Origin of the sequence: Pseudoalteromonas aquimarina (assembly GCF_049257255.1) — a bacterium.
Classification (GTDB): domain Bacteria; phylum Pseudomonadota; class Gammaproteobacteria; order Enterobacterales; family Alteromonadaceae; genus Pseudoalteromonas.
The window spans coordinates 402,904-417,941 of record NZ_JBMMUG010000002.1 but is presented as its reverse complement, the minus strand read 5'-3'; the positions used below and the strand labels follow the sequence as shown (position 1 = coordinate 417,941).

Annotated in this window: 10 protein-coding genes; 6 read left to right on the top strand and 4 right to left on the bottom strand. The window is 41.4% G+C overall.

What is annotated here, in order from left to right; all coding sequences use genetic code 11:
- Positions 1-31: 31 nt before the first annotated feature.
- On the bottom strand, positions 32-2,926 hold the full coding sequence (rapA, locus tag AAEU29_RS06835) for an RNA polymerase-associated protein RapA (RefSeq protein ID WP_421972619.1): 2,895 nt from the start codon (positions 2,924-2,926) through the stop codon (positions 32-34).
- 207 nt (positions 2,927-3,133) lie between these two features.
- Here rapA and AAEU29_RS06830 point away from each other — a divergent pair, with 207 nt between their 5' ends.
- On the top strand, positions 3,134-4,522 hold the full coding sequence (locus AAEU29_RS06830) for a PhoH family protein (RefSeq protein WP_421972618.1): 1,389 nt from the start codon (positions 3,134-3,136) through the stop codon (positions 4,520-4,522).
- A 65-nt stretch (positions 4,523-4,587) separates the two neighbouring features.
- Here the strand turns inward: AAEU29_RS06830 and AAEU29_RS06825 are convergent, their stop codons facing one another.
- From AAEU29_RS06825 to AAEU29_RS06815, 3 genes are all read right to left on the bottom strand, one after another.
- A complete protein-coding gene (locus AAEU29_RS06825; RefSeq protein ID WP_274762508.1) occupies positions 4,588-5,541 on the bottom strand; it encodes a hypothetical protein in 954 nt (317 codons plus the stop codon).
- Between the two features lie 160 nt (positions 5,542-5,701).
- Positions 5,702-7,477 (bottom strand): DUF885 domain-containing protein, encoded by a 1,776-nt coding sequence (locus AAEU29_RS06820; RefSeq protein WP_421972617.1) that lies wholly within the window; start codon positions 7,475-7,477, stop codon positions 5,702-5,704.
- A gap of 107 nt (positions 7,478-7,584) precedes the next feature.
- A complete protein-coding gene (locus AAEU29_RS06815) occupies positions 7,585-8,529 on the bottom strand; it encodes a D-2-hydroxyacid dehydrogenase (protein ID WP_421972616.1) in 945 nt (314 codons plus the stop codon).
- Positions 8,530-8,621: 92 nt separating this feature from the next.
- On the opposite strand from AAEU29_RS06815, the gene zntR reads away from it, so the two are divergent.
- The 5 genes from zntR to AAEU29_RS06790 all read left to right on the top strand — a co-directional run bounded on the left by zntR (position 8,622) and on the right by AAEU29_RS06790 (position 15,038).
- On the top strand, positions 8,622-9,035 hold the full coding sequence (zntR, locus tag AAEU29_RS06810) for a Zn(2+)-responsive transcriptional regulator (RefSeq protein WP_421972615.1): 414 nt from the start codon (positions 8,622-8,624) through the stop codon (positions 9,033-9,035).
- Positions 9,022-10,290 (top strand): SO_0444 family Cu/Zn efflux transporter, encoded by a 1,269-nt coding sequence (locus AAEU29_RS06805; protein WP_421972614.1) that lies wholly within the window; start codon positions 9,022-9,024, stop codon positions 10,288-10,290. The genes zntR and AAEU29_RS06805 overlap by 14 nt, the downstream gene beginning before the upstream one ends.
- 208 nt (positions 10,291-10,498) lie before the next feature.
- A complete protein-coding gene (locus AAEU29_RS06800) occupies positions 10,499-11,917 on the top strand; it encodes an imelysin family protein (RefSeq protein ID WP_421972613.1) in 1,419 nt (472 codons plus the stop codon).
- Between the two features lie 62 nt (positions 11,918-11,979).
- Entirely contained in the window at positions 11,980-13,635 is a 1,656-nt protein-coding gene (locus AAEU29_RS06795) for a di-heme oxidoreductase family protein (protein ID WP_421972612.1), read from the top strand.
- Positions 13,632-15,038, top strand: a complete 1,407-nt coding sequence (locus tag AAEU29_RS06790; RefSeq protein WP_421972611.1) for a di-heme oxidoreductase family protein — start codon at positions 13,632-13,634, stop codon at positions 15,036-15,038. The genes AAEU29_RS06795 and AAEU29_RS06790 overlap by 4 nt, the downstream gene beginning before the upstream one ends.

The window sequence follows — 15,038 nt, the reverse complement described above, 5'->3', positions numbered from 1 at the left end:
CTTAGTCAGCCCTATTTTAAAGCAATTATGCTTAGTGAGAAACCACTATTAAGCGGATGGCATCAAGCTTAAGCTCTGCTTTTTCAACATGCTCAAGCAATTGTGCTTTTTGCTTCTCAAGGTAAAACAGCTCATCTTCACGGACGTTTGGATTAAGTTGTTTTAATGATTTCAAACGCGCTAACTCATCATCTAAGTTAGTATTAACACTGCTTCTAGCGCTTTCTTTAAGTGTTGCTAACTGTTCTTTCGCAGCGTTTGTTGCTTTTTCAATTAATGGGTGAACACTTGACTGTAAAGCAGAAGCTAGCTTGCTCGCTGTTTGTTTACCTACAGCATTAAGTTGCTGATTAAAGGTATCAAATGCAACATTGGCTGCTAAATCATTGCCGTTTTTATCAAGCAATAAGCGTACAGGTGTAGTCGGTAAGAAACGGCCCATTTGCAGTGCTTTAGGTGCGCTTGTTTCCGCAAGATAAATAAGCTCTACAAAGAAGCTACCCGCAGGTAGTTGTTTGTTTTTCAAAAGAGCAACTGATGTCGTACCTAAGTCATCATCAATAATTAGCTCCATTGCACCTTGTACCATTGGGTGATCCCAACTTAAAAAGTGAACGTCTTCTTGTGCAAGTGCTGTGTCACGGTCAAAGGTTACGGTAATTCCTTCATCACGTAAGCAAGGGAAAGACGGTGTTAGCATGTGCTCAGTTGGTTTTAAAACAATCGAGTTTTCACCGCGGTCTTCTTGCGAGATACCAAAAATATCAAATACCTTAATCATAAACATTGGTAATGCAGTTTGATTATCAAGGGTTTCAATATCTTTAACTAATTGCTCAGAGCGGCCTTGGCCTTTTGAATGTAGCTCAAGTAAACGGTCGCGACCTTGCTCCATTTTTTGTTTAAGCGCTTGGTTTTGCTTATTTACTGATTCAAGTAACGGATCAAGCTCTTCTTCATCTGTATTATGGTTGGCAACAAGCTCTAGTAACTCATCTTTGAACTCTGAATACAGTAATTGACCTGTTGTGAGCGTATGTTCAAAAGCTTCAAGTGCTTCATGGTACCAGCGGAAAAGCACCTCTTGCGCGGTATTTTCAAAGTAAGGCACATGAATTTTAATGTCCTCGCTTTGGCCAATACGGTCTAAGCGGCCAATGCGCTGCTCAAGTAAATCTGGGTTTAATGGCAGATCAAATAAAATAAGGTGATGGGCAAACTGGAAGTTACGACCTTCAGAACCAATTTCAGAGCAAATTAATACCTGTGCAGCATCTTCTTGCTCGGCAAAATAGGCCGCAGCACGGTCACGCTCAATAATGCTCATACCTTCATGGAAAACGGCAGCCTTAATACCTTCACTTTCGCGAATGGCTTGTTCAAGGCTAAGGGCAGTTTGTGCTTCGCTACAAATAACCAGTACTTTTTCGCGTTTTAGTTCAAGTAGTTTTTCTGCTAGCCATTCAACACGTGGGTCGAATTGTGCCCAGCTAGCTGATTCACCTTCAAATTCTTGGAAAATTTTCTCTGGAAATAGGGCGCGTTTAGCACGCATTTCAGCATCTTTTAAGCCCGCAATATTCCCCATTACGTTCATTGCTGTAGTGTATTGCTTTGGCATTTCAACAGGGTAAGCGTGAAGCTCGCGTGATGGAAAACCTTGAATACTGCTACGGCTGTTTCTAAACAAAATACGGCCAGTACCATGTCTATCAAGTAGCATTGAGAGTATTTCATTTTTAGCTGCTTGCTCACCTTGCTCCACTTGGCTGAGCAAAGTTGAAATATCACTTTCTTTTAAAAGCGATGTTAACGTGGCTTTAGCGTTATCACTTAGTGTTTCATCTGCAAGCAGTTGGTTTGCCGCATCGGCAACTTCTTGATAGTGACTTTCTTCTTCTACAAACGCCTGATAATCATAAAAGCGGTTTTCATCAAGCAGCTTTAAGCGTGCAAAGTGGCTTTCATGCCCTAGCTGATCAGGTGTCGCTGTTAGTAGAATTAACCCTGGAATATCTTGGCTTAACTCGGCAATGCGGTTGTATTCGGTGCTCGATTTCTTTTCGCTCCACTTTAAGTGGTGCGCTTCATCAACTACCAGTAAATCCCAATCGGCAAGTGTTGCTTGTTCAAACCATGTTTTCTTTTTCGATAGGAATTCAAGACTGGTTAGAATGAGTTGCTCGGTTTCAAACGGGTTTGCAGCATCGGCATAGGCTTCTGTACAACGCTCATCATCAAAAATTGAAAACTGTAAGTTGAAACGACGTAACATTTCAACTAACCATTGGTGTTGTAAGTTTTCAGGTACCACAATAAGTACGCGAGAAGCGCGACCCGTCAGCACTTGCTGGTGAATGATCATACCGGCTTCAATGGTTTTACCAAGACCAACTTCATCAGACAGTAAAACTCGCGGCGCAAAACGTTTACCAACTTCTTCGGCAATATAAAGCTGGTGTGGAATTAAGCTTGCACGGGCACCGACCAAGCCTTTTAAACTTGATTGTTGATTTTGGTGCACATGGCTAAGTGTATTATGACGCAGTGTAAAGCGGTCAAAACGGTCAATTTGACCTGAAAATAGTTTATCTTGTGGCTTATTAAATTTAATAAAGTGGTCAAGAAACGTTTCTTTTAAGGCAACTTGTTCTTGGTTATCTTCACGTGTGCCAAAATAAGTAAATAATCCATTTTCTTCTTCAATTTGTTCAACAATGAGTTCCCACTCGTCAACACTACGCACTTTATCACCCACATTAAATGCGACTCGGGTTACGGGTGCTTCAGAAATACTGTACACACGGCTTTCACCACTGGCTGGGAATAAAATGGTGACTTGGCGTCCTTCACAGGCTACTACCGTACCTAAGCCTAAATCTGATTCGGTGTCGCTGATCCAGCGTTGACCTAAAGAAAAGCTCATTTTTAACTCGCTACTATCGAAAAAAGGCGGCTATGTTACCTAGATTTCTCGTCGGATTCACCTGTTAATTTTTAGCCACTTTAATGTTTGTAATTTATCCAGAATTTTGAACTTTTTTTGTCATAAAAGAGCCAAATTCTTGAAATAGACTAAACTTAAAAGTAAAGCAAAAACGATAAACCCGCCAGCTAAGAGAAGGAACAGCTTATGGGAAAAGTGCGCAATAACGATAATAAACTTTATGTATTAGATACCAACGTATTACTTCACGAACCTTTCGCTTTTTTATCTTTCCAAGAACATCAAGTCGTTATCCCAATGACTGTACTCGAAGAACTCGACCACATTAAAGATCGCAAAAAAGATGTGAGCCGTGACGCGCGTATTGCTATTAGAGCATTAGACGATGTACTTAGAGATGCAACACCGGAAGAGATGCTTGCCGGAGTCGACTTATCAGGAGTAACCAAAAATTGTACCGGTAAGTTAACCATCGTCAATGATCATATTTTTGAAGATGCGGTGTCTGGTCTACCGGGTGATGAAAATGATCATCGAATTATTAATACGGCACTTCATTTACAGCAGTTACGCGCTGAGGTGAAAGTGGTTTTAGTAACCAAAGACATCAATATGCGCCTTAAAGCAAAAGGTGCAGGACTTGAGTTTGTCGAAGATTATCGTACCGACCAACTGATAGATGATATTAGTCTATTAACTAGTGGTTACAAAAAGCTCGATGGCGATTTTTGGGCTCATGTGAAAGAGTGCGACAGTGAGCAAAGTGGCCGTGACACCTATCATACGGTGCCGCGTAATTTATTAAACGAAGTGTTTATTAATGAATACTTGCTTGATGAAACAGGCCATTTTGCGGCGCGCGTAGTGGATTACGATGAAGAGCATATCAAGTTACTTGATTTAGGCTTTGAACGCATTATGGGGCGCAGTGCTTGGGGGATACAGCCCAAGAATGTGTATCAAGCAATGGCAATTAATGCGCTGCTTGACCCGCAAATGGATTTAGTAATTCTTACAGGGCCTGCAGGCTGTGGTAAAACCTTACTAGCCTTAGCCTGTGCACTTGAACTTGTCATCGAACGCGGTATGTACGACAAAATAATTGTTACACGAAATACCCCTGAAATTGCCGAATCAATCGGTTTTTTACCGGGCACTGAAGAAGAAAAAATGATGCCTTGGCTTGCAGCCATTACTGACTCATTAGAAGTGCTACATAAAAACGACGAAAATCCAATTTCAAGCCGTAACTACATAATGGAAAAGGCAAATATTCAGTTTAAGTCGATTAACTTTATGCGCGGTCGCAGTATTCAAAATGCCATTGTAATTTTGGATGAAAGTCAAAACCTAACGGCATCACAGTTAAAAACTATCATCACTCGCTGTGGTGAAGGCACTAAATTGATTTGCTCAGGTAACTTGGCACAAATAGATAGTAACTATTTAACACCAGTTACTTCAGGTTTAACCTATATTGTTGAACGATTTAAGGACTTTCAAGGTAGCAGCACGATTAACTTAAATGGTGTAGTACGAAGCCGCCTTGCAAGCTTCGCTGAAGAAAACTTATAAATTAGCGATTAAAAATTAAGCAGTTAGAAGGGCTGGTTTAAACCAGCTCTTTTTTTAAATTCAGCTTAAATAATATCAACAATATATTGTTTGCTGTTTAGCATATCCCACGAGCGTGAACTGACTTCAGCAAGTGGCATTTGTTTTGGCCCACTCACTTCACCTACAAGGTATTTTAAGCCATTAATTTCAATGTGCTTATCTTCTTTGCGAATAGGTAAATTTAAGCCAATTAACGCATGTTTAGGTGTGCTTATCATGGCAATGGTTAAGCGTGGGTAAATTGCTTTTAAAATTGCACTGGTAAGTACTAGTTTACTGTCAACATCGCCGTATTCTTGGCGGATCAGCTTTAATGGTGGCTTAAAGTTTTCACCGCTATTATGAAAACGGTCAGGTAATTCTGAAGCTGGCATAGATTGCACCCAGCCTAAAATAAAATTAATGATAGTTTGTGGCCTAACATTATTGCCAAACTTGGCGATTACCGCTTCACGAATTGGAGTGATGTAGTTGTAAGACTCTTTAACAAATCGAGGTAGGTCAGGTCTTACCGCATCGGTTGCCCAAATAGCTTCTAAATCTGCGTAATAGTGTTTTTTTAAATAGCTTTTACGTGCACTTTGCTTAGCATTTTCAACACGGGTTTCTACTTCATTTAATAAGACTTTATCATCGCTAAATACTTTGTATTCAATGCTGCGCTCTTTACGTGTGGTTTCGAGGCGGTACTTGCGACGGTCAAACTCTTTGATGGTATTCATTACCTTAACGTTAATTTTGTCGAGATATTCTTGGTCGTTAAAACCTTTAAAGCGGCGGTAATGGTTAAACAATTGATCATTTGAGTAAGTAAAATTGAGTTTTTGCTCATTGCCTTGATAATCACGCCATGAGTAATAAAACGTTTGCTGTTCTTTTTCTTGTGAAACTTGTCTATCAGCTGCAAAGCAAGTTGCGGTGAGTGAGCTTAATCCAATAACAACAGTTACGGCTAAACTGCGTAAAAGTCTATCCATTGCCTCTTCCATACGGGGTGGTTATCTATTTAATGGGAATTGTGTTAAATATTCATAAGCTTAGTCAAGATGTTGTGATAGAACGAAATAATTTTCTGACAATTCTATTATCCACAAAAAAAGGAAGCGGGAGCTTCCTTCTACATTCTCTAATCTGAACTTACTTATCCATTAAGGCGCGGATATATTTCACTGGTGAACTTCCGTAACTTAAAAACTCTTCGTGGAAGGCTTTTAAATTAAAGTCGTCACCTAGCTTTGCTTTTTGCTCTTCACGGAAATCGTAGATTTCACGGTAACCTGTGTAGTAACTTGTTAACTGCACTTGGCTAAGAGTTGCACGGCGCCACTTTCCTTCAGCTTCTGCGCGCTCTTGGAAAGCGCCATTCATCAGTAAATCAAGGCCTTGCTCTTTGCTAATACCTTCTACTTGAATTTGGTAATCCAAAATCGTGTTACAAATTACACGTAAGTTCCATTTGTAGTACATTAGCCACATTTCAGGCTCAAAGTTGCCATAACCTTCTTCAAGCATCATGCGCTCGGTGTAAACAGCCCAGCCTTCAATCATGGCGCCGTTACCCAAAATACTTTTAATTAACGACGGAGATTCATTTGAATACACCAATTGAGTGTAATGACCAGGGATCGCCTCATGAATATTTAAGATTTGCAAAATCCAGTGGTTGTATTCTTTTAAATAAGATTCGGCTTGCTCTTCACTCATATTATCGAGCGGAGTCACATTGTAATAGGTGTTTTCTTTTTTCGCATAAGGACCCGGAGCACTGATTGATGCGCCAGCAAAACCGCGCATATAATCTGGCGTTTCTCGCACAACAAGTGGCTTTTCAGGATCAAGCGTGATTAAGTCTTTTTCTTTAATAAAGGCTTCTAGCTCAGGGATTTGTTTTTTAATTTCTGCGACAAAATCGTCACGTTTTACGTGTTTTACCGCTAAGTGATTAATTAATGTTGCAATGGCCTTTTGTGGCTCATTTGGCATCGCCTTATTAGCAAAGTATTTTGGCCAAAGCTGCTCGGTGATTTTTAGCATTTCAGTAGTAACACGGGCTTTATCATCCAATGCTTTTTGGTAAACCTGTTTTGCGGTGTAACCAGATTGAATATCAAACGCAAATTTCTGCTCGTAAAGCTCCTCTCCAATTCTAAATGAACGCGCACTGTTGTTTGCAACGAGATCGGCTTCAAGCTTAGTTAAAAAGTCGATGTAGTCATTAATTGCATTTGTAGCTGCTTTAAAGCGCGTTTCAAATAGTTGTTTATCGGCGTCTGATAGGTTTGATGTTTTTGCTTTATTAAATAAGTCTTTATTTAAAACACTAAAGGCACCTTTGTTTTGGCTGATTGCCAGTTGGGTGTATTCAAGTGTTGGTGTATCAATGTTTGACTTAGCTGCAGCATAGTATGCAGGCACATTTTCAAGGCGCTTCAGCACTTTGGCTATTTTGCTATTGTCGTCATCAAAACGGCTATTCATGATCTGCGCAAAACCGCCTGCAACATTATAGTTTGACGGATTCCACTGCCACGATTTGAAAGTCTCTACTGACCAAATTGTTTCTTTTAATAGATTTTCAATTAAGTAGTAATCAGTTTTTAAATTAGCGGGTAACTTTTCAAGGTTAAACTGCTTTAGCTTAGCAAGTTGCGTATTGGCAAACTTAAGGTCGTTAATACGACTTTGTGCATCTGGCACGGTAAGGATGTGGTCGTATTTGCCATAACCTGCATATTGTGACCACTCAGGGCTGTGACGCCATAAGTCTTCAATAAATTGAGCTGAAAATGCTTCAAATGCAGCTGCTTGAGATTGTTGCTGGCTAACAACTGTATCATTGTTCGTGTTTGCGTTTTGACAAGCAGTCAGGCCAAGAGCTGCCACCAAGGCTAAACTTAATGCTGTTTTTTTCATTGTGAGTCCCTAAAGTGAATTATAAAGCGGCTAAAAATATCTAAGCCGCATTCAAAGCAGTGTAACAACTTTGTTTAAAAATCGAAGTTTTTTCGATAGTTAGTCAACTATACGCGATTACGCATTTGACCCTCTTGAAATGCCGTAATATTGAGAGCGATTTGCTTGATTAAGCGAGATATTGATTGATTGCTTGCCCATGCAATATGTGGAGTAAGTAATAAGTTATCCCCTTTATATTGAATCAGCGGGTTATTTTGCTCGGCGGGCTCTTTGCTAAGTACATCGGTTGCAGCACCTGCTATTTTCTTGTTAATAAGCGCATTTGCTAAGGCGCTTTCGTTAACAATGCCGCCACGAGCTGTGTTAATAAGTACCGCTGTTGCTTTCATTAAGGCAAATTCATTTGTGCTGATTAAATTTTCGGTATCTGCATTAAGCGGGCAGTGGATTGAAATAATGTCAGCGCGTTTCAATGCGTCTTCAAATGCCACGCGGCCGTCACGCACAGGGCTGTTTTTACGCTCGCTAATAAGTACATCAATGCCAAACGCGCTCGCCGCCTTTGCAACGGCAGAGCCTAAATCGCCATAGCCAATGAGTGCCATTTTCAAACCTGCCACTTCATTAATCGAATGATCTAAAAAGCAAAAATGCTGTGCCTTTTGCCATTGGTCGTTTTTACAATCAGTAATGTAGTTGTGGGTATTGCCAAGTAAATTAAACAGTAACGCAAAGGTGTGCTGTACCACACTGGCGGTTGAGTAACCGGCAACATTAGTCACCGCAATACCTTGTTGCTTTGCGGCAACTAAATCAACGTTATTGGTGCCAGTAGCCGCAATACAAATCAGTTTTACAGAGCTTAATTGTGTTAGAGCTTCTTGGTTTAACACAACCTTATTGGTAATCACCACATCAAACCCTTGGCAGCGTTCAACAACTTGAGATTGAAGTGTATTATCAAAGGTTGTGATATTGGGGCTCAGTACGTTTAACGGTGATAAGTCACCATTTTCAATTGTTGCGTAGTCGAGAATAACAATTTTCATAATTTTTAATAATCGATTTGACTTTGGAGTTAACTCTAAGGTTTATACTCATTAGGAAAGTTAGATTTAGTGTATCTTAATTAGGTTAGCAAATGGTAAAAATAGGTGAAATTGCAAAGCGTTTAGGTGTGTCTACCGACACGCTTCGCTACTATGAAAAACAAGGTATTCTTACATCGTCAGGGCGAAGCGAGTCTGGTTACCGTTTGTATACCGAGCAAGATATTGCGCAACTGGCATTTGTTATTCGTGCAAAAGATGTTGGCTTTACGTTAAATGAAATAAAAGAGTTGTTAGCGATTAAAGTTGATAAGCAAAGCCACAGCTGTGAACAAGTAAAGCAATTCACCAGCGAGAAAATTAGCCAGGTTGAGCGCAAAATCACTGAAATGAATGCCATTCTTAATTCACTAAAACTGCTTCATAAGTCATGTTGTGGCGGCGACGAACCCGCCATTCACTGTTCGATTTTATCAGCACTTGAGGTACAAAATGACGCTAGTTAATAATTTTATTGAGCTCTTTATAATTTCAGCGCCTTGGCTGTTATTAGGTTTATTTATTGCGGCATTAATTAATGTGTATTTGCCAACTAATTTTTTAAATCGTCATTTAGGTAAAGAGGGATTTGCTACCACCATAAAGGCGGCATTAATAGGTGCGCCGATGCCGCTTTGCTCTTGTGGGGTTATTCCTGCTGCACTTGGTTTAAGGCGTGCAGGTGCATCAAAAAGTGCGACAACCGCATTTTTAGTTTCAACGCCAGAAACAGGGGTTGATTCCATTTCAGTGTCGTATGTGTTACTCGGGCCGTTTATGGCAGTTATTCGTCCAATCGCGGCTGTGACCAGTGCGATTACCGCAGGCTTATTGGTGGGTGGTGAAAAGGCTAAAGCAATTATTGAAAAGAGCTCTCCAACAGATGAGCAAGCGCCATCTGTAGCAAATTCCGAGCAAGTAAAGACATCGTGCTGTAGCAAAAAAACAGTATCAACAGATATTAATGAAAGCGTGGCAGAAGCTAAAGCTACCACCTCGTGCTGCGCTACAAAACCTGCTGTGATAAAAGAGGTATCAACATGCTGCGACAGAGTAAATAAAGCCGCTGAAGATGAAATTAAAACACAAACATCGTGTTGTGCATCCAACGAAAAACCAACAAAACAAGTGACTGAATCGTCATGTTGTGCCAGTAAAAAGCAAGCAACTGAAAGTTCAGTGCAAAAGCTAAAACGTGCCTTTGCTTTTAGCGCGAATAAACTACTAAGTGATACTGCAAAGTGGTTGATGATCGGCTTATTTTTTGCGGCATTGGTGCAAACCTATGTGCCACAAGACTATCTTCAGCAATATGGTAGTGGCATATGGGCGATGTTAATCGTTATTTTAATCAGTATACCAATGTACGTGTGTGCCACAGCATCAACGCCTATTGCAGCTGGTTTATTGATGTCTGGTGTAAGCCCAGGAGCTGCCTTGGTATTTATGCTGGCAGGGCCTGCTACTAATGTGGCAACCCTTGGCGTGGTGGCAAGTGAATTAGGTAAACGTGCGGTTGCAGCTTATTTAAGTGGTGTTATTGGCGTTGCATTGGTGTTTGGTTTTATTACTGATTATTTAGTTGAGCGGTATGGATTTGAAATTGCGCCCTCATTGCAAGCCTCTCATCATGTGCTGCCAATGTGGTTAGAATATTTCGCAGGTATTGTTCTTGCCTTGTTGTTACTGCGCTTGGTTTGGTTAAAAGTCATTAAAAAATAGTTGGTTGTTTAAAATATCGAAGGAGCTTGCGAGCTCCTTTTTTTATGGCTCGGAAAATGTTTATTTAAAATTAAAAGTACAAAAAGATAAATAAAAAATAAATTAATTTAAATGATAATGATTTCTGTTATTGATCTAATTTGTTTTGAGTTTTAGAATGCTGCGCAGTTTTACTTTACTCATAATTAGAAAATCAGGAATTAACATAATGAAAAAAATAGCTAATTTTGCGCTTTCTTCTTTATGTGTTGCGATGCTTGCAGCATGTGGTGGTGACGATGGCAAAGACGGTATTGATGGCGCTGTAGGTGCAGCAGGTACTGATGGTACAAATGGCGTTTCTACTTTTGTAACTGAAAAAGACGTTGTTATCACCAATGCTCAGCATGCTTACGCGGTTTATGCTGATTCTCTAATTGCTGCTAAAAAGCTTAAAAATACGCTTGAACTATTTGTTGCAAGTCCAACCGATGAAAACTTCACAGCAGCAAAAAATGCCTGGTTAGATGCACGTGAACCTTATGGCCAATCTGAGGTGTATCGTTTTCGTGAAGGACCAATTGATAACTTAACAAGCGATGACAATGGCAATCCAGTACTAGTCGCGGAAGAAGGCCCTGAAGGGGCGATTAATGCATGGCCATTAGCTGAAGCGTTAATTGATTACACCGTTGATATGGATGGCGCTCAATTACCTGAAAACCCAGCTACATTACCTGTCGGTGGCAATATTATTGCGGATATTGCTGAATTCCCTGAAATCACAAAAGCACTGCTTGCTGAGCAGTTTGAACGTGGCGACGATGAAGCGAATGTGACATCGGGTTATCACGCGATTGAATTTTTACTTTGGGGTCAAGATTTAAACGTTGATGGCTCATACACACCAAACCGTGATTACAGTGCGGGTTACCGTAAAGTAAATGATTACTACACAACTGCTACTGGTATGGGTGAATGTACTTCAGGTGTTGATAATAGTGTTGATTCATCAATTTGTGAGCGTCGTGGCGACTACCTTATTGCGGCAGCTGACTTACTAATTGATGACTTACAAGGTGTAGTTGATGCATGGACGCCGGGCTCTGGTTTCCATTATGTGGAATTTACTAAAGATGAAAATGTAAAAATGTCTTTAGCAAAAATTCTTGAAGGCATGGGGCGTTTAAGCTTCGGTGAATTAGCAGGTGAGCGTATGAGTATTGCGCTTAGAACCGACTCCCAAGAAGATGAGCATTCATGTTTTTCAGACAATACACACCGCGATATTTTCTTAAATGCGAAGGGAATTCAAAATGCATTTAACGGTGCCTATCAGCGAATGGATGGTGAAACCTTAGAAGGTGCAAGCATTTATGATTTATTGGTGGTTGATGGTTCTCATGAACTAGCTAATGAATTACGTGCGGCAATTGAGGACACTATGGCGAAAGCGGCTGTTATCGATACCAATGCAAAATTGGGTTATTCATTTGATGTGCAAATTCAACATGCTGACTTAAAACAGCCAGTGACCAATACAATCGAAGCATTAAAGTCACAAACCCAAGTGATCAAAAAAGCGATTGAAGCGCTGGAAGTAACTACTGGTGATCTTGAACAAGATACTGAAGAGTTTGAAGGCTAATCATCGTTAACACATAAATAGCGTTGCATATTGCAGCGCTATTTTCGTTTCTAGGGGCATTTATGAAGCGACACATTTTTCTTTCAAGTTTAGTTTTTGCTGTTGTTGGTTGCGGTGGTTCATCAACGACAAGCGAGCCAGTACCAGATAAACCAAATCCGCCAAGTGCTAGTCTGCCAGGGCAACCAAATGATGGTTTAGCGCCAATTAGTCAAAGCGAACCGGATGCGAGTGAGCATTTATCCGGTGGTGAAGCTACGAGTAGTGTATTTAACGAGGATGCCTTCAGCCAATCCGCACCAACTATCCGTAATGACTTTGAACTTGATGCTGTTTTTAAGTCGGGTGATCACTTATTTAGGGGCACACATAAAGGGCTTGGACCAGTATTTAACAATCCTACGTGTCAGGGATGCCACATTAAAGATGGCCGCGGTGAAGTGCCAAGCAGCAAAAACATTGCAATGACCAGTATGTTTCTACGCATCAGCGATGAGAATGGCCAGCCTGATGCGATTTATGGTGACCAACTACAAACCTTTGGCGAGGTGTTTGGTTTTCCAACAGGAGCGCTGCCGAAATTTAATGGCGCGTTAGATGAAGGCCTTGCTTATGGTGAAGCGTATGCATTTGTTGAATATGAAACGCTCACAGGGCAGTTTGCTGATGGCGAAAGCTATGAGCTGCGTAAACCGATTTATAAAGTAACCGATTTATCTTATGGCCCATTTAACGAAACGGTGCGATTTTCAGCGCGTGTTTCGCCAGCGATTTTTGGCTCAGGCTTATTACATGCCATTCCTGAAGCGTATATCACCAGCTATGCTGACCCAGATGATGTTGATAACAATGGCATTTCAGGTCGCGCAGTTTATGTGACTGAGCCCATTTCAGAGCAAACAAAACTAGCTCGCTTTGGTTATAAGCTGGGCACAGCATCCGTACTTCAGCAAATCGCCGGTGCTTACCGTGGCGATATGGGCGTAACAAACCGTATTAATCAAGATGAGCCGTGTACGGAAAATCAAATAGCTTGTATAGAACAAGCTTCGCTTGAACAAGATAGCGAAGCGCTAGGCTTAGATCTCAGTGATTTAGATCTTGCGCAGGTGGAATTTTATAACCGCTTGCTTGCAGTGCCAAAGCGCCGTGGTTTTGATAGCCAAACAAACACTTGGCAAGACGATATTGTGAAAGGTCGCGCGTTATTTTTTGCCGCTAACTGTAATGGCTGCCATGTGCCACGTCATAAAACCACTGAAGCGCCAGCGAGTTTGTTGGGCGATGTCGATATTCTTGGTTTTAAAGGTACCAGTACACCTATTGCAGCGCTAAGTGAGCAAATTATTTATCCCTACACCGATTTACTGCTCCATGATATGGGCGGTGAATGTGCACCAATTAGCAAAGAAAATACTCAAGGTGGTAGTTGCCAAGCAGGTGAAAACTGTATTTATGTGCAGCGCTGTGAAGGGCTTGCTGATAACCGCCCAGAAGGCAGTGCCTCTGGTACTGAGTGGCGAACAGCGCCGCTTTGGGGCTTGGGGCTTGTGAAAAAAGTAAATGCCCGAGCAACATTTTTACATGATGGTCGTGCGCGCAACATTAGCGAAGCCATTTTATGGCATGGCGGTGAAGCCGAAAAAGCCAAACAAGCATATTTGGCTATGGCAAAAGATGACCGTGAATTACTGCTCGCTTTTCTAAATTCGTTATGATTAAAAATACATTTTTTAGCGTATTTTGTTTCGCTTTTTTGCTGTGTGGTTGTACTGAGCAAAAGGCACCTGAGTTTTCAAAAAGCGAGTTACGCCCCGGCGGGGATATCACGCTTAAACGCATTAATACGCGCACTTTTATTCACCCATCGGAAAATCTCGACCTAGATCAGCAACTGGATTTTTGGGATGGATTTTCGTTTTTCCGCGACCCATGGGTTGCTGCACCCGCAGCAACCACAGATCGTGATGGCTTAGGGCCGCTTTATAATGCGCGCTCATGTAAAGCCTGCCATGTCCGTGGGGGACGCGGAAAATTGGTTGGTGAAGGCACACATTCACCCATGGCCTTACTGTTTCGCTTGGGGCATTCGCAAAATGGTGAGGCTGTTGATAAGCATTACGGCGGGCAGTTCCAACCTTTTGCTATTAAGTTAGCTAAACCGGCAAGCTTGGTAGCTGAAGGTAAAGTAAAAATTCAGTATGAAATATTGACTGGCCACTATGCTGACGGCACAGCTTATCAGTTGACTAAGCCAAGCTATCAATTGGTTGATTTAGGTTATGGTGAGTTACAGCCATCGACGGTGCTTTCACCGCGGTACGCACCAGCACTTTATGGCATGGGGTTATTAGATGCGATCAGTGAAGCTGACTTACTGTCGCAACAAGATATTAATGACCAAAACAAGGATGGTATCTCGGCTAAATACAACCGTGTAGTGAATCCAAAAACACAGCAGCGCGAACTAGGCAGGTTTGGTTTTAAAGCAAGTCAGGTCAGTTTAGCATCTCAAACTGCAGCCGCCTTTGTGAATGATATTGGCATTACCAATCCACTTTTTACTCAGGATACCTGCACTCAATCGCAATTATTGTGTCAACAAGCCTCATTTATGGGTGGTCATGATACTGCGCTTGAGATCCCCGAAAAGCTACACAAACTCACAGTATTTATGGGAGCGCATGTCGCTGTGCAACCAACCCGTAAGTTAACTTCAAAAAAAGCACAGCAGGGTAGAGCGCTTTTTTATTTAGCGAATTGCCATAGCTGCCATACGCCAAGTTATACAACCAAGCGAGATTACCCGATTAAAGAGCTCGCTAATCAAACTATTTGGCCCTACACCAACTTAGCCTTGCATGATATGGGCGAAGGGCTGGCAGATCACAAAGCCGAGGGGTTAGCGAATGGCCGCGAGTGGCGCACACCTCCTCTTTGGGGCATCGGGCTTCAGCAAAAAGTACAAGGCTACCAAGCATTCCTCCACGACGGTAGAGCGAAAACAATCGCCGAAGCTATTTTATGGCATGGCGGTGAAGCCGAACAAGCAAAGTTGGCATTTGTGAATTTTGATCAACAACAGCGCGATGCGTTGATTTACTTTTTAAAACAAATTTAA